At 60.5% G+C, this 17,683-nt stretch carries 17 protein-coding genes; all 17 read left to right on the top strand.

The genetic code is table 11. The features are described 5' to 3' along the window. The first annotated feature begins 158 nt into the window (after positions 1–158). The 17 genes from tsf (at position 159) to rsfS (ending at position 17,557) form a co-directional block, all read left to right on the top strand. Entirely contained in the window at positions 159–998 is an 840-nt protein-coding gene (gene tsf, locus RDL66_RS08455) for a translation elongation factor Ts (protein WP_308536516.1), read from the top strand. A 115-nt stretch (positions 999–1,113) separates the two neighbouring features. Then, positions 1,114–1,851, top strand: a complete 738-nt coding sequence (pyrH, locus tag RDL66_RS08450) for a UMP kinase (protein ID WP_299295125.1) — start codon at positions 1,114–1,116, stop codon at positions 1,849–1,851. Between the two features lie 62 nt (positions 1,852–1,913). Further along, a complete protein-coding gene (gene frr, locus RDL66_RS08445) occupies positions 1,914–2,471 on the top strand; it encodes a ribosome recycling factor (protein WP_308536510.1) in 558 nt (185 codons plus the stop codon). Positions 2,472–2,516: 45 nt separating this feature from the next. Next, positions 2,517–3,548: a phosphatidate cytidylyltransferase gene (locus RDL66_RS08440; protein ID WP_308536509.1), complete on the top strand. Its 1,032-nt coding sequence runs from the start codon at positions 2,517–2,519 to the stop codon at positions 3,546–3,548. 43 nt (positions 3,549–3,591) lie between these two features. Then, entirely contained in the window at positions 3,592–4,764 is a 1,173-nt protein-coding gene (gene rlmN / locus RDL66_RS08435; protein ID WP_308536507.1) for a 23S rRNA (adenine(2503)-C(2))-methyltransferase RlmN, read from the top strand. A 63-nt stretch (positions 4,765–4,827) separates the two neighbouring features. Then, complete coding sequence (locus RDL66_RS08430) at positions 4,828–5,385, top strand: DivIVA domain-containing protein (RefSeq protein WP_297723594.1); 558 nt, start codon at positions 4,828–4,830, stop codon at positions 5,383–5,385. A 103-nt stretch (positions 5,386–5,488) separates the two neighbouring features. Continuing rightward, complete coding sequence (gene dxr, locus RDL66_RS08425; protein ID WP_308536504.1) at positions 5,489–6,703, top strand: 1-deoxy-D-xylulose-5-phosphate reductoisomerase; 1,215 nt, start codon at positions 5,489–5,491, stop codon at positions 6,701–6,703. 24 nt (positions 6,704–6,727) lie between these two features. Continuing rightward, positions 6,728–7,936 carry a M50 family metallopeptidase gene (locus tag RDL66_RS08420; protein ID WP_308536503.1) on the top strand — a complete coding sequence of 403 codons (1,209 nt, stop codon included), beginning with the start codon at positions 6,728–6,730 and terminating at the stop codon, positions 7,934–7,936. Positions 7,937–7,938: 2 nt separating this feature from the next. After that, on the top strand, positions 7,939–9,366 hold the full coding sequence (locus tag RDL66_RS08415; protein WP_308536514.1) for an MATE family efflux transporter: 1,428 nt from the start codon (positions 7,939–7,941) through the stop codon (positions 9,364–9,366). 63 nt (positions 9,367–9,429) lie between these two features. Further along, a complete protein-coding gene (gene rplU, locus RDL66_RS08410) occupies positions 9,430–9,750 on the top strand; it encodes a 50S ribosomal protein L21 (RefSeq protein ID WP_299295110.1) in 321 nt (106 codons plus the stop codon). A gap of 11 nt (positions 9,751–9,761) precedes the next feature. After that, on the top strand, positions 9,762–10,022 hold the full coding sequence (rpmA, locus tag RDL66_RS08405; RefSeq protein WP_004007117.1) for a 50S ribosomal protein L27: 261 nt from the start codon (positions 9,762–9,764) through the stop codon (positions 10,020–10,022). A 102-nt stretch (positions 10,023–10,124) separates the two neighbouring features. Continuing rightward, entirely contained in the window at positions 10,125–11,666 is a 1,542-nt protein-coding gene (obgE, locus tag RDL66_RS08400) for a GTPase ObgE (RefSeq protein ID WP_308536498.1), read from the top strand. 45 nt (positions 11,667–11,711) lie between these two features. Further along, positions 11,712–12,761, top strand: a complete 1,050-nt coding sequence (gene proB / locus RDL66_RS08395; RefSeq protein ID WP_308536497.1) for a glutamate 5-kinase — start codon at positions 11,712–11,714, stop codon at positions 12,759–12,761. Between the two features lie 96 nt (positions 12,762–12,857). After that, positions 12,858–14,132 (top strand): glutamate-5-semialdehyde dehydrogenase, encoded by a 1,275-nt coding sequence (locus tag RDL66_RS08390; protein WP_308536496.1) that lies wholly within the window; start codon positions 12,858–12,860, stop codon positions 14,130–14,132. A gap of 199 nt (positions 14,133–14,331) precedes the next feature. Continuing rightward, positions 14,332–15,078 carry a nicotinate-nucleotide adenylyltransferase gene (gene nadD / locus RDL66_RS08385; RefSeq protein WP_308536512.1) on the top strand — a complete coding sequence of 249 codons (747 nt, stop codon included), beginning with the start codon at positions 14,332–14,334 and terminating at the stop codon, positions 15,076–15,078. Then, positions 15,075–17,102, top strand: coding sequence for a hypothetical protein (locus RDL66_RS08380; protein WP_308536494.1), 2,028 nt, complete (start codon positions 15,075–15,077; stop codon positions 17,100–17,102). Before nadD ends, RDL66_RS08380 begins: the two co-directional genes overlap by 4 nt. Continuing rightward, complete coding sequence (gene rsfS, locus RDL66_RS08375) at positions 17,099–17,557, top strand: ribosome silencing factor (RefSeq protein WP_308536493.1); 459 nt, start codon at positions 17,099–17,101, stop codon at positions 17,555–17,557. Before RDL66_RS08380 ends, rsfS begins: the two co-directional genes overlap by 4 nt. The last annotated feature ends 126 nt before the right edge of the window (positions 17,558–17,683 follow it).

The following is a 17,683-nucleotide window of genomic DNA, read 5'->3' as shown; positions in this document are numbered from 1 at the left end:
CGCCTGCTGAACCCGCCGCCGCGAGCGACGAAACCGACGAAAAGGCCGAGTAATCGGCTGCACGAGGGCGGGAAAAGAACAATTCAACGCTCTCCCCAAAGAATATTCGGGAATAACATTCCCGGTTCATGAAACTTGCTCTGAAACTGGAGGAAAAATTGGCTAAATACAGTATGCAAGACCTGAAGGACCTGCGCGAAGAAACCGGCGCGGGCTTGGCTGACGTTAAGAAAGCCTTGGAAGAGGCGAACGGCGACCGCGAGGAAGCCTTGAAAATCATTCGTGTCAAGGGTCTGAAGTCCCTTTCGAAGCGGGAAGGCCGCTCCGCTGGGGCCGGCTTGATTGCCGCGAAAGTGACCGACACCAAGGGTGGCCAGCGCGGCACCATGGTCGAGGTCAACGCGGAAACCGACTTCGTGGTCAAGACTGACAAATTCATCGATATGGCAGATAAAATTCTGGACGCCGCCGCAGCATCCGGCGCGGCTACCGTAGAGGAACTCTTGGCTGCCAAGTCCGCTGACGGCACCGTCAAGGACACCGTGGACGCGATTGCGGCGATTATCGGCGAGAAACTGGAAGTCGGCAACGTGCGTCAGGTCGAGGGCGAAGCCGTCGATGTCTACCTGCACCGTTCTTCCCAGGATCTGCCTCCGACCGTTGGTGTGCTGGTGGCTACCGACAAGGCGGGTGCCGACGTGGCTCACGATGTCGCGATGCACATCGCGGCCTACAGCCCCGAGTACCTCAGCCGCGAGGACGTTCCCGCTGCGGAAGTCGAAAAAGAACGCGCCACGCTGACCGAAACGACCAAGGCCGAAGGTAAGCCGGATGCTGTCGTCGCCAAGATTGTGGAAGGCCGGATGAAGGGCTTCTACAAGGACTGCGTGCTGCTCGAACAGCCTTTTGCAAAGGACCCCAAGACCACGGTCGGCAAGATTGTGGAAGCCTCCAAAGGCAAGGTCACCGCTTTTGCGCGTTTGCAGGCTGGAGAATAAACCCCAAAAGGGTTTAGCAACCATTTGAACTAGGCAAATGCCCCAGGGTCAATGAAGGCTTTGGGGCATTTGCGTATAATGTCTAAGGATGTAGGTCTTTCAAGGGAGAAGATAGATGAGCGATGACGGCTCAGTAGCCCCCGGTAAACGCCGGGTTTTGATGAAACTATCCGGTGAAGTCTTTGGCGGCGGTCAAGTGGGGCTCGACCCCGATGTCGTTTCCAATATCGCTCAGCAGGTCGCCGCGGCGGTGACGCAGGGCGTGCAGGTTGCCATCGTGGTTGGCGGCGGGAACTTCTTTCGCGGTGCGGAGCTGAGCCAGCGCGGCTTGGACCGCGCCCGGGCAGACTATATGGGGATGCTGGGCACCGTCATGAATGCCTTGGCCCTGCAGGATTTCTTGGAACAGGCCGGAGTGCGCACCCGGGTGCAGTCCGCCATCACGATGACCCAGGTCGCTGAGCCTTATGTGCCCTTGCGAGCCATTCGTCACCTCGAAAAAGGACGTGTGGTCGTGTTCGGGGCTGGCGCGGGGATGCCGTATTTCTCGACCGACACCGTCAGTGCGCAACGCGCCCTGGAGACGCACTGCCAAGAACTTCTGGTGGGCAAGAACGGGGTGGATGGGGTGTACACCGACGATCCGCGCCGGAACCCCCAGGCTGAAAAACTCGATCAGGTCAGCTACGAGAAAGCGCTGCGCGATGGGCTGAAGGTCGTGGACGCGGCCGCTTTCTCCCTGTGCTCCGAAAACAAACTGAAGATGCGAGTGTTCGGTATGACGCAGCCGGGTAACGTCACTAGGGCGTTGCTGGGCGAAAACATCGGCACTGTGCTGTACAACGAAGAGTAAGTGAAATAACGAAACCCCACCGGGGAACCTGTGGAGAAAGCTAAGGAACAAAGGAGAAACCCGTGATTGAAGACACCCTCAAATCCGCCAAGAGCATGATGGCAAAGGCCTTGAGCGCCACCCAAGACGAATTCGCCGCTATTCGGACCGGTCGGGCCAATACCGCCATGTTTGACGGCATTATGGTCGACTACTATGGCGCCCCCACCCCGTTGAAGCAGCTCGCTTCCTTTAACATTCCCGAGGCGCGCACCGTCATCGTCCAGCCTTTTGACAAGTCTGCCTCGCAAGACATTATTCGTGCCATTGCGGAAGCCGACTTGGGCGTGAACCCCACTGATGACGGCAAAACGATTCGTATCGTGCTGCCCGCCCTGACGGAGGAACGCCGCAAAGAATACGTTAAGATGGCAAAGACCAAAGCCGAGGAGGGCCGCCAGTCCGTGCGTTCGCTGCGCCGCAAGGCCAAGGACGAATTAGAATCCATGCTAAAGAACAAGGAACTCGGCGAGGACGAAATCAAACGCGGTGAAAAGGAACTCGATTCCATCACGAAAAAGTTCACCGATGAGATTGACCAGCTGCTGGCTGCCAAAGAATCAGAGTTGATGACTATCTAGGCGCCGCCAGCCCGTGATGACCCGCCATTATCGGGGTTTTAGAGCATGGTCGATACCGAGAATTTCCAACCACCGCGATCTTCCGAGGCAGCGGTTTCCCCGACGACCCCGGAAACTGGGGTGCACCCGGTGACCCGGCCTAGCCGCAGGGAAAACCGTGCTGCCAAACAGGGCCGGAAACCGGGTCGGGGAGCTGCTGCGGCAAAGAGCGAGCCTAAACCAACAGAATCCTCGCCAAACCAACCTCGGAAGGCCGGACGCAACTTGGCGGCAGCCACCGGGGTCGGAGCGGGACTGCTGGCGGCCTACGGACTGACCCTATTCCTGGTGAAACCGCTGTTCGCGGCCTTGTGCGCGGCAACGATTGTGGCTTGCCTCATCGAGTTTCGCCATGCCATCCGGTTTACAGACCGGCATTTGGGGATGCCAATCGTCGTCATCGGAGGAATCGGGATTTTCATCTGTGCCTGGCAGGTCGGGTTGGAAGCCATGCTGACCGCGACTTACCTGACGGTGGCGGCCGCTCTGCTGTGGCAGTTGGCGGGTCCCTACCGAGGCGAAGATGCGCTCAAGAACGTTACGGTCAGCACCCTGACCGTGGCTTATATTCCGTTCTTGGGGTCTTTCCTGGCTTTGTTGGCGGTGGAGTGCGGAGCTCCCGCCACCGCGGTTTTCGTTTTGTCCGTCACGCTGGGTTCCGACACCGGGGGCTATTTCTGCGGGCGTTTCCTGGGACGCCACCACATGGCACCGTCTATTTCCCCACGCAAGACCTGGGAAGGGTTTGCCGGTTCGGTTCTGTTTGCTGTCATTGTGTCCGTGGCGGGCACATTCTGGATTGGGATTCCGTGGTTTTACGGAATCATTCTGGGTGTTTTGATGGCTGGGGTGGGAACTCTGGGCGATTTGAGCGAATCGTTGTTGAAACGGGAACTCGGCATTAAAGATATGGGTCACCTGTTGCCGGGACACGGCGGGCTGCTGGATCGGATGGATTCCATCCTGATGACGGCACCGGTGGCCTATATCGTGTTGAAGTTCGCTATCTTTTCCCAACAAGTCCCGGTGCTGTCCTAGATCCCGCTCGGGAAATTCTGGGAAAACCGTTAAACTGAAACCTATGGAAAGACAGGTTCTGCCCCACGAACAACCGCCGGTGGGGGCCACGCACGCGGGGGCTGCGGCAGAACTCAACTTTCGGGCTCAGGCTCGGGGTAAACCGCCGCAGCATTTCGCCGACTTAGACCCGCAGCAGCGCCGTGAAGCGGTAGCCGCGGCGGGGATGCGGCCGTTTCGTGCCGACCAGGTAGCGCGCCACTATTTTGGGCGGTTTGAAGCCGATTCCTCCCAGATGACAGACCTGGGCCAGGCTGACCAAGAACGGGCTCGTGACCTGCTACCTGAGTTGATTACCCCAGTCGTAACCCAGGTCGCTGATCGGGGATGGACCCGCAAAACCCTGTGGCGACTGTTCGACGGCGCCCAAGTGGAATCCGTCCTGATGCGCTACCCCAAGCGCGTTACCTTGTGCGTATCCTCACAGGTCGGCTGCGGTATGGGGTGTCCGTTCTGCGCGACCGGCCAACTGGGGTTGACCCGAAACCTCTCGGCAGCGGAAATTTTGGAACAGGTCCGGCTCGCCGCCCGGGCCGCCCAAGACGGGGAACTCGGCAGCCCGGCACGGCTGTCTAACCTGGTGTTTATGGGTATGGGCGAGCCGTTGGCCAACTACAAATCCCTGCTGCACACGATTCGGACCCTCACCGACGCAGCCCCGCAAGGCTTCGGGATTTCGGCCCGCAACCTGGTCGTTTCCACTGTCGGGCTGGTGCCGGGAATTCGCAAGCTGACCCAAGAAGGGCTGCCGGTCACTTTGGCGGTGTCCCTGCACGCTCCGGACGACGAACTGCGCAACGAACTGATACCCATGAACCGGCGCTACCAGGTCGACGAACTGTTGGACACCGCTTATGCGTATTTCCAAGCGACCGGGCGGCGCGTCTCTATTGAATACGCCCTGATTAGGGACATGAACGACCACCCGTGGCGCGCCCAGCTGCTAGCGGATAAACTCAATGAACGGGGCAAAACCTGGGCGCATGTGAACCCGATTCCGCTCAATCCCACGCCAGGGAGTATCTGGGATGCCTCCCTGCCGCGTGTCATGGACGAATTCATGGAGATTTTGCGGCAAGCTGGAATTAGCACTACGCTGCGGGATACGCGCGGCTCTGATATTGACGGAGCCTGCGGGCAACTCGCTGCGAAAGCGAAGCAGTCTCCCGCGGCTTAGAGGACACTTCGAAAGCGCGCGGAAAACTGTTGAGAACATAGAGAGACAAGGAAAGGGCCGGACGTGAGCGACACGACGTTTCGCACCGCTAAACTCCTGGGGAAGGGCTACGACCGTAACCAGGTCGACAAGTTCTTGGCGAAGGCACGTTCGGCATACGAAGGCAACGGCGGACCGGCGAATTTCGGGGCGGCGCAGGTGCGTGCCCAGGGGTTCAACGTGGTGCGCGGGGGATACAACTTTATCGAAGTCGATGCGGCGATGGATCGGCTGGAATCGGCTTTTGTGGCGCGGGCGCGGGCCGACCATATTGCGGTGAACGGGCAAAAGGCTTGGATGTCGCTGGTGGCGGAACAGGCCACAACTCTCTATCCGCGGCTATTGCGTCCGGCAGGGAAACGATTTGCCCACCCCCAAGGGCGCCAGCGTGGCTACCGGATTGAGGACGTGGACGCGCTGCTGGATCGCCTGGTGGCATATTTTGACGAAAACAAGCCTCTGACCAGCAAAGAAATCCGTGACGCGGTGTTTGCGGAAGCGAAAGGAGCCCGGGCGTACTTGGAAGGCCCGGTTGACGCTTACCTGGCTCGCGCGGTCGAAGTGCTGCTGGCTGTTGAGTGATTTTGCCTTTCACAAGGGGGTTGGCGGGGTTTTATCCGTCTCCTTGCGGGGTTGCTGGTCGCTGTGAATGAGCGAAACCTAAACTTGCCGTTAGAATGAACGGGTGCAAGATATTGTAATTTTGGGTTCTACCGGCTCGATTGGAACCCAAGCTCTGGACATTGTTCGCTCCCATCCCGGACACTTCCGGGTGCAGGGCTTGGCTGCCTCCGGGCGGCATCTGGATGTGTTGGCACGTCAAGCCGTCGAATTTGAAGTGCCGATGGTGGCCGTGGCGAATGGCTCCGTGGCAGACCTCGACGAGGCCATCCGCGAGGCAGAGATACAGCTGGGCCAGCCGCGAGCCAGCCATAACCTGCTGACCGGCTCGGCCGGGGTCGAAGCGGCCGCCGGATTCGTGCCCCAAGGCATCGTTTTGAACGCCATCGCGGGGATTTCCGGCCTGCACGCGACGCTGCGGGCGTTGGACTCCGGGGCGCGCCTGGCCCTGGCAAACAAAGAATCCCTGGTCATCGGCGGTTCCCTGGTGCGCGAAACTTTGCGACGGCCCGGCCAAATCGTGCCGGTTGATTCCGAACACAGCGCTATCTGGCAGGCGCTGCGCTCGGGCAAACACGAACGCGGCTTGTGTTCGCCGACTGTCACCGGCTACAGCGAAGTCGAACGCCTGATTCTGACCGCCAGCGGCGGTCCGTTCCGTTCGAAAACCCGCGCGGAACTGGAAAACGTGACGGTAGAGCAAGCCTTGAACCACCCGACTTGGGACATGGGACCGCTGGTGACCGTCAATTCAGCCACCATGTTTAACAAAGGGCTGGAAGTCATCGAGGCTTCGCTGCTGTTCGACATTGAACCGAAAGACATCGACGTCGTGGTGCACCCCGGATCGGTTGTGCATTCGATGGTGCAGTTCCGGGACGGCGCGACCCTGCTGCAAGCCTCCCCGCCCGATATGCGCATTCCGATTGCCCTGGGACTGTCCGCCCCCGCCCGGCTACGCGAGGTAGCCCCCGCTTGTGACTGGAGCAGGGCGACGACCTGGCAGTTCGAGCCGCTCAACGAGGCGATTTTCCCGGCGGTGAGCCTGGCTCGTCACGCCATTTCCGCCTCCGACACCCATCCTGCAGTCCTGGCCAGCGCGGACGAAATCGCCGTCAACGCCTTCTTGGACGGACGTCTGCCTTTCCTGGGTATCTATGACGTGGTGCAGCAGGTTGTCAGCGAACACCACGGCGTGTCCGACCCGGACCTGTCCGCGCTGGAACGCATCCTCGAATGGGCCAAACAGCGAGCCGCCGAGCTCATCGAGAACCGCTAAACACAGTACTGGAACCGCCCTGTCATGGATTATTTCACTGGAATCATCGCCCTCGTGTTGGGGCTGATGGTGTCGATTGCCCTGCATGAACTGGGCCACCTGATACCTGCAAAACGCTTCGACATTCTCTGCACTCAGTATTTCATCGGGTTTGGACCAAAGATTTTTTCGCGCCAAATCGGGGAAACCGAAGTTGGAATGAAGTGGGTGCTGCTGGGTGGCTACGTGAAGATGGTCGGGATGTATGCACCGGGACATCCGGGGCGGCGCACGAAAAACCGCAAAGGCGAGCTGACCGCTGCTGAGGAGGCCCGGATCGCCTCCAACGATGAAATCCCGCCCGGCCAGGAACACCGCGCGTTTTACGCCAAACCCATTTGGCAGCGCCTAATAGTGATGGTCAGCGGTACTTTGGTGAATCTGGCGTTGAGTTTCCTGTGCGTGCTGGTGGGGTTGAGCGCGATTGGCTACGAGCTGCCGACCCGCGAAGTCGCCACGGTGTCCCCGAATTCTCCCGCGGCCGCGGCGGGAGTGGCGCCCGGCGACGTTATCACCGCCTGGAACGGTAAACCCATGAAGACCTGGGACGAAGTCATCAGTAAAGTGGCGGTGAGTCAGCCGGGGAAGCCTGCTGCTCTCACTGTGCAACGCGACGGGGAAACCAAAACTATCCAGGTGACACCCCAAACTATGGAAGGGGAAAAGCGCTCGGTTATCGGCGTCATTGCCGTTACCGAACGCCACCACGCCAGCTGGGGGGAAGTCGCCCACTACCAGTGGGAGACCGGGAAAGGCACCGCGAAAATCCTGCTGGCTCTGCCGGTGAAACTGTGGCAAACCACCATCGGGCTGTTCCAACCGGATCGACCTCGCGACCCGAACTCGGTGATGGGAATCGTCGGAATGGGCCAGGTCGCGGGCTCTATCGCCGCCAGCGACACTGCCGGCTACGGGGTTTTGGAAAAACTGCGGTCTTTCCTGCTGCTGTTCGGGTCGTTGAACATGACCCTGTTCATGTTTAACCTCATTCCGCTGATGCCCCTCGATGGCGGGCAAGCTGCGGGCGCGATTTATGAAGGAATCCGCAAGCGGGTGCGCCGCGCGCGGGGTCTCGAGGACGGTGGTCCGGTCGATTTGGCGGCAATGCTGCCGGTGACGGCCACGGTGGTCATCGCTTTCATCGCCATGACGGTGCTGCTGATTGTGGCCGATATTTTGAAACCGGTACTGTGAGCATGAAAACGGAGGACCCCATGCCAGCTGAGAACCGACCTTCTGAACCGGAAAACCGACCTGTCGAACCGGAAAACCGGCCTGTTGAACCGGAGGACCAGCCCCTGAATCGCCGGATTTTGTCGCTCGCCGTGCCCTCCCTGGGGTCGCTGCTGGCTGAACCGCTCATGGTGATGGCGGATTCGGCCATGATTGGGCACGTGGGAACTACTGAGCTGGCCGGCTTGACCCTCGGTTCGTCGGTCAACGTGTTCTTGGTGGGGATTTGTATTTTCCTGGTCTACACCACCACCGCGGTGGCTTCCCGTCAGCTGGGCGCGGGGGACCGGCACGGTGCGGTCAAGACCGGGGTGGATGGTGCCTGGCTGGGGCTGCTGGTGGGAGTGGTGTTGGCAGTAGTCCTGTGGGTTGGGGCGCTGCCGATTGTTTCGTTGTTCGGGGCCTCCGCGGCGGTCAATGTTCAGGGGGCAGCGTATCTGCGGGCGGCGGCGCCCTCCATGCTGGGGATGATGCTGGTCTTGGCGGGAACCGGAGCCATGCGCGGCGTGCTGGACGCCAAGACCCCACTGGTGATTTCGGTCACCGGCGCTATCGCGAACGTAGCTTTCAACGCCGTGTTCATTTATGGTTTCAATCTGGGGGTAACCGGGGCGGGCATCGGCACTTCTATCGCGGGTATCGGCATGGGGGTGGCTTTCGCGCTGAAAATTATGGCTGGAGCCCGGCGCGCCAAAGTCGCGCTCCATCCCGAGTTCCGAGCGATTTTCGCGGCTCTGGCCGGAGGCGTTCCCCTGATGATTCGCACCCTCACCATGCAGATTGTCATCCTCGGCACCCTGTGGGTGGCGGCCTCCCAAGGAGAAGTCGCCATCGCCGGGCGTCAGATTGCGGCGAACACCTGGACCCTCGGGGCAAACCTGCACGATTCTCTGGCTATCGCGGTGCAGGCACTCATTGGTTTCGAGTTGGGGCGAGCCGACCGTCAGGCAGTGCGCAACCTGATTCGCCGAGTGTCGCTGTGGGGGCTGGGACTGGGAGTCGTGCTGGGGCTGAGCATTGCGGTCTTGGCTCCGCTGTGGCCGCGCATCTTTTCCAGCGACCCCGAAGTGCTGGCCGCAGCCGCTCTGGCACTGCTGGTGTCGGCGTTCTTTCAACCGCTGGCGGGGGTAGTTTTCGTGTTCGACGGGGTTTTGATTGGCGCCAACGACACGTGGTATCTGGCTCTCGCGGGACTGATTAACCTGGTTGTTTATATCCCGGCTCTGGTGCTGGTGTGGCGTTTCGCGCCCGGTGGAATCCTGGGACTGGCCTGGCTGTGGGGATGCTACTGCGGAGTGTTCTTCTTGGCGCGCCAGGCCACGTTGGGCTGGCGCATCCGCCAAGACCAGTGGATGAAACTTGATTTTGCAAAAACAGGTGAAATCCGGTAATTTAGAACTTCGGTGCTTCTTGCGGTTCGTGAGGGCACAGTTGGACGAAAAACATTCAGAAAAGTGAGTTTCGACGTGGTATATGCAATCGTTAAGGCCGGCGGTCGACAGGAGAAGGTCTCTGTCGGCGAAGAGCTGCTGGTGGAAAAAGTAGACAAGGCAGTGGGGGAAACGATTGAGCTGCCTGCGATTCTGTTGGTTGACGGCGCCAAGGTAACATCCCAGGCTGCTGACGTAGCTAAGGTAAAGGTCAGCGCGGAGGTGCTGGGCGCAGCCAAGGGTCCCAAGATTTCTATTGTCAAGTTTAAGAACAAGACTGGTTATCGGAAGCGTCAAGGTCACCGTCAACCGCTGACCCGCATTAAGATAACTTCCATTAAGTAAGGGGTGTAACAATGGCACATAAGAAAGGTCTCGGTTCTTCCCACAACGGTCGCGATTCGAACGCGCAGCGCCTGGGAGTAAAGCGTTTCGGTGGTCAGCTGGTCAACGCTGGTGAAATTTTGGTACGCCAGCGCGGCACCCACTACCACCCCGGTTTCAACGTGGGCATCGGTAAGGATGACACCCTGTTCGCCCTGAAGACCGGCGAAGTTGAATTCGGCCGTCATCGCGATCGTCGCATCGTGAGCATTAAGGAAGTCGCCAACGCCTAAATGTTGGCAGTGACTACTTTCGTGAGGGGGCTCGTTCGAGCCCTCTTGCTGTTTAACGTAACGATGGCTCTGTGAGAGAGCCAGAGGAGGTCAGCAGCCCAGATGGTCAGCTTTGTGGATTACGTAAAAATTTTTGCCCAAGCCGGGGCTGGCGGTAACGGCTGCGCGTCAATCCGCCGCGAAAAATACAAGCCGTTGGCGGGGCCTGACGGTGGGGCTGGCGGCCACGGCGGGTCGGTCATTCTGCGCGTCAATTCGCAAGAGACGACCCTGTTGCCGTTCCATCATCGCCCGCACGTGAAAGCGGAAAGCGGTCAAGCGGGGATGGGGGACTACCGCGATGGACGTCGCGGCGAGGACCTGTTTCTGGATGTTCCCCAAGGCACGGTCGTCACTAGCGAGGACGGCGAGTTCCTGGCCGATCTAGACTCTCCGGAGGCTCAACTGGTCATCGCCCGCGGCGGGGTGGGAGGCATGGGCAACTACGGCCTGGCCTCCGCAAAACGCAAGGCGCCGGGCTTTGCCCTGTTGGGGGAACCTGGTGAAGAACGCACCGTCATTTTGGAACTCAAGTCGATGGCCGACGTGGCGCTGGTGGGATACCCCTCGGCGGGTAAATCCTCGCTGATAGCGGCCATGAGCGCGGCGCGCCCCAAGATTGCGGACTATCCTTTCACGACCCTGGTGCCGAACCTGGCGGTGGTGGATAATCCGGTGGCACGCTACACCGTGGCGGACGTGCCCGGATTGATTCCCGGCGCGGCCGCGGGTAAAGGTCTGGGGCTGGATTTCTTGCGTCACATCGAACGGTGCTGCGTGATTGCCCACGTGGTGGACTTGGCGGCGTGGGATCCGGAACGTGAACCGCTGGCCGATATTAAGACTTTGGAACGCGAACTCGCCCACTACGCGAAGTCCCTGGATCGCTACCGTCCCGGGAGGGACTTCCTGCCACCTCTGATGGAACGCCAACGCGCCATTATTCTCAACAAAATCGATGTCCCAGACGGGCGGGACATGGCCGCTCTGATGGAAACGGAGATTGTGAAACTTGGCTGGCCGGTTTTTGAGGTCTCGGCGACCACTCACGAAGGCTTGAAAGAACTGGCGTTTGGGTTGGCCGAAATGGTCCAGGAGTACCGTTCCCACCTGCCCGAGGACGACAACGAGCGTCCTGTGCTGCGTCCGCAGCCGAAACCAGCGCGCTCCACCAAGACCTACACCATCGAGGCAACCACTATCGAGGGCACGCCGGGATTCTCTATCCGTGGCGAGCAAGTCGAGCGCTGGGTGAAACAAACCGACTTCACTAACGACGAAGCGGTCGGTTATCTGGCAGACCGCCTGGCAAACCTGGGAGTGGAGGACGACCTGCTGAAGGCCGGAGCGCACGCCGGGGATACGGTTGTGATTGGCGACCCCGAGACGGGTGTCGTTTTTGACTGGGAACCGACCCTGCAAGCTGGTGCGGAGCTGCTGGGCGCGCGCGGCACAGACTCGAGGCTTTACGAAAATACCCGTCGCACCAACCAGCAGCGCCGTATCGACTATCACGCCTGGATGGACGCCAAGAAACGCGCTCGTGAAGAACTGGACGTGGAACGCGAATCCGGCTTGTGGAACGACCCCGGGGAAACCGAGTAAGACCGAGAATACGCCCCAACGCCCTGGTGCGGGTAGGCTGAACTCATGACGACAGTAGTGAAAATCGGTTCTAGCTCGCTGACCAGGGCCGACGGATACTTGGATTTGAATCGTATCGATGAGGTTTCGCGGCTGTTGGCGCGGGCTCAGAAGGGCGGTGAGGACATCGCGTTGGTGTCCTCCGGGGCCATTTCGGCAGGTTCGCAGCCTTTGGGTCGCCAGGAACGCCCCAAAGACCTGGCTACGGCCCAGGCGGTGGCAGCGGTCGGGCAGGGGCTGCTGATGTATCGCTGGAATCAGGCGATGGCGTGGCAAGGGGTGATTGGGGCCCAGATTCTCTTGTCGGCCGCGGAAGTGGTGGGCCACCAGCAATACAACAACGCTTCGCGCGCGCTGGAAAAGCTGCGGGCTTTGGGGGTCATCCCGATTATCAACGAAAATGATGCCGTCGCTACTGATGAAGTGCGTTTTGGGGACAATGACCGGCTCGCAGCGATAGTGTCGCACATGGTGCGAGCCGAGCGACTCATTCTCTGTACCGATGTTGACGGCTTGTACACCGCCCATCCCTCCGATCCGACCGCGCGGTTCATCCCCGAAGTTCGAGGGGAACAGGATTTAGCCGGCGTGCAGGCGGGAAATGCCGGTTCCCGCTGGGGCACCGGGGGAATGCACACGAAACTGCTGGCAGCGCGGGTGGCGTGCGCAAACGGGACCGAAGTGGTGTTGACTTCAACCGATAATTTGGGTCCGGCGCTGCGCGGGGAGCCGGTCGGTACGGTGTTTCGAGTCACCGGTCCGCGGCGCGGAATTAAGCAGCTGTGGTTGGCTTACGCGGCGACCGTGCAGGGACGCCTGGTGTTGGACGATGGCGCGGCCCGGGCGATTACTGAGGGAAAGAAATCGCTGCTCGCTGCCGGTATCACCGAGGTGGAAGGGACTTTTCACGCCGGGGACGTGGTGGAGCTGGCCGATGCCAGGGGCGAAATCCTCGCGAAAGGGGTCGCCGCCTATGATTCCGCGCAAGTTGAGGCTGAAAATACGGACCTCGGCCCGGTCGTTCACCGCGACTATTTGGCCGAGACACGGTACTGATTGTGGATATAAGGGGAATATAGGGCAGTTGCTGCCAATAATGGCAGCAATCGCCCTATATTCACCCGTTATTCCCGTTGTTGGTAGCCTTTTCTCATGAGTGTTTACGATCAGGTGCGCCAGATTGCACGACAATCACAGGCAGCCAGCCGGGTGATGCGCGGGGCGGGGAGCTCAAACCAGCTGTTAGAGAACATTGCCGGTCTGCTCGAAACCAACACCGAGCGAATCTTGGCAGCCAATGAGCGCGATATGCAGCAAGCCAAAGCCAATGAAATGCCCCCGGGTCTGCAAGATAGGCTGCAGCTCACCCCGGAGCGGGTGCAGGCGCTGGCTGACGCCGTGCGTGATATCGCGGCGTTGCCCAGCCCGATAGGCCAAACCCTGTGGGGACGCACCATGGAGAACGGTCTCAGGATTGAACAAATCCGGGTGCCTTTGGGTGTGGTGGCGATGATTTATGAAGCGCGACCGAACGTCACCGTAGATGCCGCCGCGCTGAGCTTGAAAACGAATAACGCCGTCATTTTGCGGGGCGGCTCAGCCGCCGTCCATTCCAATCGGACCCTCGTAGACATTATTCAACAAGCCCTGGAACAGCAAGGTTTGCCGCGAGACGCCGTGCAGACCCTGGACGGCCTGGGCCGTGAGGCGGTCGAGGCGATTTTGACGCAGCGGGGATTGGTGGATTTGGCGATTCCTCGCGGCGGAGCGGGACTCATCGAAATGGTGGTGAACACCGCGACGGTTCCAGTCATCGAGACAGGGGTGGGGAACTGCCACATCTATGTGGATCAATCCGCCAAACTCGATGACGCCCTGCGCATCGTTATTAATGCGAAAACACAGCGGGTCGGGGTGTGCAACGCGGCGGAAACCCTGCTGGTGGACCGTGGCATCGCGCCCGCGTTCCTGCCGCTGGTCCTGCCGGCGCTGGCGGCGAACCAGGTCCGCTTGCACACCGACCAGGCGACCCGCACGGTAGCGAGGCAACACCCGGAAACTGAACAGATCGACCTTGTGCCCGCCACAGAAAAGGATTGGGAAACGGAGTACCTGGACTACGACTTGGCGGTGCGGCTCGTGGATGGGGTGGACGCGGCGATTGACCACATCACACGGTATTCCACCGGTCATACCGAGGCTGTCGTCGCTCAGGACCAGGACGTCATTGACCATTTCGTGAATGCCGTCGATGCGGCGGCGATTGCCGTCAACGCCTCCACGCGATTCACCGATGGCGCCATGTTCGGGTTGGGGGCGGAAATCGGCATCAGCACTCAAAAACTGCATGCACGAGGTCCGATGGGGATGGAAGCACTGACGACCACCAAATCCGTCATCCGCGGTCACGGTCAGGTCCGTTCGTGAGCCGGACCCACGGGCGCCTGGAGAGGTCGCGCGCGGGGACAAACTCAAAGGATATTGCAGATTCTCTCACCATTTATAGGAACCACTCAGGCCCGGATGGGTATAATTTCACAAAAGGATGTTTTGTGTGCTCATAATGGGCGGCAAAGGGATAGGAAAGGCTGTCATGGAGTCTCGCTCGCACAGATGCGTTTGGGCGTTGGATTCCGACAATTCGGCAAAGCCCTACCAGCGTCGGCGCCGTATTGGTGTGATGGGCGGCACTTTTGACCCGATTCACCACGGTCACCTGGTGGCGGCTTCGGAAGTTCAGGCGGTCTTCGGCCTTGACGAAGTCATTTTTGTACCCACTTTCATGCAGCCATTTAAGCTGGGACGCCCGGTCACCGAGGCCGAACACCGCTACCTCATGGCTGTTATCGCGACCGCTTCCAATCCGCGATTTTCGGTGTCCCGAGTCGATATTGACCGGGCTAGGACGACTTATACGATTGACACTCTGACCGACCTGAAAGCCGCTTTAGGCGACGTGGAACTATTCTTTATCACCGGAGCTGACGCGATTTCTGACATTATGCGCTGGAAAGACATCGACCAGCTGTTTGAACTGGCGCACTTCGTGGGGGTAACTCGGCCAGGACACTCCTTTAATCCCGCTAACCTTCCGGCTCAGCACGTCTCTCTGGTCGAGGTTCCGGCCATGGCAATCAGCTCAACCGACTGTCGGAATCGGGTAAAATCGCACCAACCGGTGTGGTATTTGGTACCCGACGGCGTTGTTCAATATATTGCTAAATACGGACTCTATACTGACGACACGCGACTGCAGTCGGATCCGCGAGAGGCGTCATACGCCGTTCCCAAGACGGCTTTGACGGCGGCCGCGGTGAATGACTCGTCGCCGCAAGAGGGCTCCGTGATGACCTTGTCGAGAGGGGGAATGTGAGCGAGGGCAAGCCGAGGCCGCGACCCGTACCGGTGCAGGCGGTCAATCTTCCGGGCTTGGGAGCTAGCGCCCCCCGGCCGGGACAAGTGTTGCCCGGTGCCGGTTCGACCGGTCCCGCTCTGCAAGTTCCCAATACTGCCCAAGCGGTGCGTGCTGTTGATGAGGACGGCGCCCTGACCGGCATGATTCCGGTCGTTGGCAAGGCTGAGGCCGTGAGTGCTGCCGGGCCACAAGTCGCCGGCGTCCAGCGCCCCCTCGTGCGCGGCACCACTCCGGTGGTACCCGAAAAGCCCGCAGTTCCGGTCGGGAATCGTCCTGCGGAAACGGCGGTTCGTCAGTTGCCGACGCAGGGAACTCCGGTGCCCCCTTCCACTACGGGGATGATTCCCACAGTAGCGCCGAACTCGACAGGTTCTGCTCAGGTCAGCAGGCCGTCCGGGAACCCTCCGGTTCCGGGGAGCGTGTCTCGGCCACTACCGTCCGCTCCGGCTGGTTCTGCTCAGGTCAGCAGGCCGTCCGGGAACCCACCCGTTCCGGGTAGCGCGTCTCGGCCACTACCGTCCGCTCCGGCTGGTTCAGCTCAGGTCAGCAGGTCGCCCGCGAACCCTCCGGTTCCGGGTAGCGCGTCTCGGCCACTACCGTCCGCTCCGGCAGGTTCTGCCCCGGCGGGTTCCGCTCCAGCCAGACCAGCGATGCCGCCGACTTCTCGGCCGAACCCTCCCATACCGCGACCCGACCAGATGGGAGCCGCTCAGCCGCAGCAGCCTACCTCGCCGGTAACAGCACCGGGAACAGCGCCGATACAACCCGGAATGCCTGGTCCGCGCCCAGCGAACCCCACGGCTCCGGGAATGGAACCGGGCTCCGCGGCTCGCCCGCCCTTGTCAGCTGGGCAACCGGGACAACCTAACCAACCTGGACAACCAGTACAGAAGCCCGGTCAGATGCCAGGACAACCCGGCCAACCTAACCAGCACGGACGCCTGGGACAGCCCGCTCAGGTGGCTGGCCAGCCCGGTTGGCCTGGGAACACTAATCAACTTGGACAACCCGTACAACCGGGACAGCCGGTACCGATGCCTGGTCAAGTCAACCAGCCCGGACAACCTAACCAGCCCGGACAACCTGGACAGATGCTGATTCAGGCTCCGGGAGCTCCGTCCGGTGATCCCCGAATGGCAGGCCAACCGGGACAGATACCCGGCCAGCCCGCAATGCCAGGTCGCCCGGGAATGCCCGGCCAACCGGGAATGCCCGGGCAAATGCCGGGCCAACCTGGAATGCCGGGGCAGATGCCGGGGCAGCCCGGCGCTCCCTACGGAATGTGGGGACGTCCGAATCCTTATGGTCGCCCCGGAATGCCAGGAATGCCCGGTATGCCGGGTATGCCTGGTTACGGGATGCCCGGAATGCCTTATGGCCGCCCCGGAATGCCGGGAATGCCGGGAATGCCCGGTTACGGAATGCCCGGTTACGGGATGCCGGGAATGCCTTACGGCCGGCCCGGAATGCCGGGAATGCCTTACGGCCGGCCCGGAATGCCGCCCTTGTGGAATCCGCAAGAATCCCGCTCGACACGCCGCGAAACCCTGGAACAGGCCGAGGCTCGACAGCTCCAAGAACTCAAAGAAGCCGAACAGAAGTTCCATGAGGCCGACGTCGAGGTGTTGCGTAAGGAACTCGGCGAGGACATCACCGATGAAGAACTGGAAAACATCGACTGGGAAGAATTCGAGTTCGAGGAGTCCTTCACCGAACGTTTGATTCGCAGGTCCGGGCGTTGGGGCGAAACTTTGCTGATGCTGGGTCAGGCGGCTCGCTGGGCGTTGGTCGTGCTGGTGACCGTCGTGGTTGTGGGCGTGCTCATCTACGCTCTGGACAAGAACGCCGCGGTCACGACCGCCTCTGGAACAACGCTAGAGACAGGCGCCACGCTGAGCGCAGCTGCTGACCCTCCGACCACCACGTCAGGGGAGGCCCTTTTGCCCGATTCCACAACCGAAATGGGGATTTTTTCTGTATGAGTGCTGACTCCAAGTCCATCGAACTCGCCATAGCAGCAGGTCAAGCAGCAAAATCAAAGAAAGCCACGGAGGTCATCGCCCTGGACGTCTCCGAACGCCTGGTGCTGACTGACATGTTTGTGCTGGCTACGGGCAATAGCGACCGTCAGGTGCGCGCCATTGTTGACGCTGTTGACGAGGCGATGACGAAAGCTGGGTTAAAGCTGTTGCGTCGCGAGGGGTTGGCCCAGGCTCATTGGGTTTTGCTCGATTACGGGTTGCTGGTGGTGCATGTCCAGCAAGAGGACGACCGGCAGTTTTACGCGCTGGAACGTTTGTGGGCCGATGCGCCCCTGGTTGAGGTGCCCGATCCAGAGGAACCGGCCGCTCAGCCTGACAGTCCTGCTCCGTCCAGTCCTGCGCCGACGCCCGAGCCTGTCTCTCCGCTGGACCTCATCGGCGAAGACGATTCATAGAGTCGACAGGTCAGGGACAGATTGCGGCGGGCCGACCGGAAAGGAGCACAGGACTATGAAAACCTTGGTGATGTGGCGGCATGGACAAACTGACTACAACAAACAGCAGCGGGTCCAGGGGCAGGT

The organism is uncultured Mobiluncus sp., assembly GCF_902488535.1.
Taxonomy (GTDB): Bacteria; Actinomycetota; Actinomycetes; order Actinomycetales; family Actinomycetaceae; genus Mobiluncus.
Note: the sequence above shows the minus strand (reverse complement) of the source record. Positions and strands in the feature narration are given on the sequence as shown.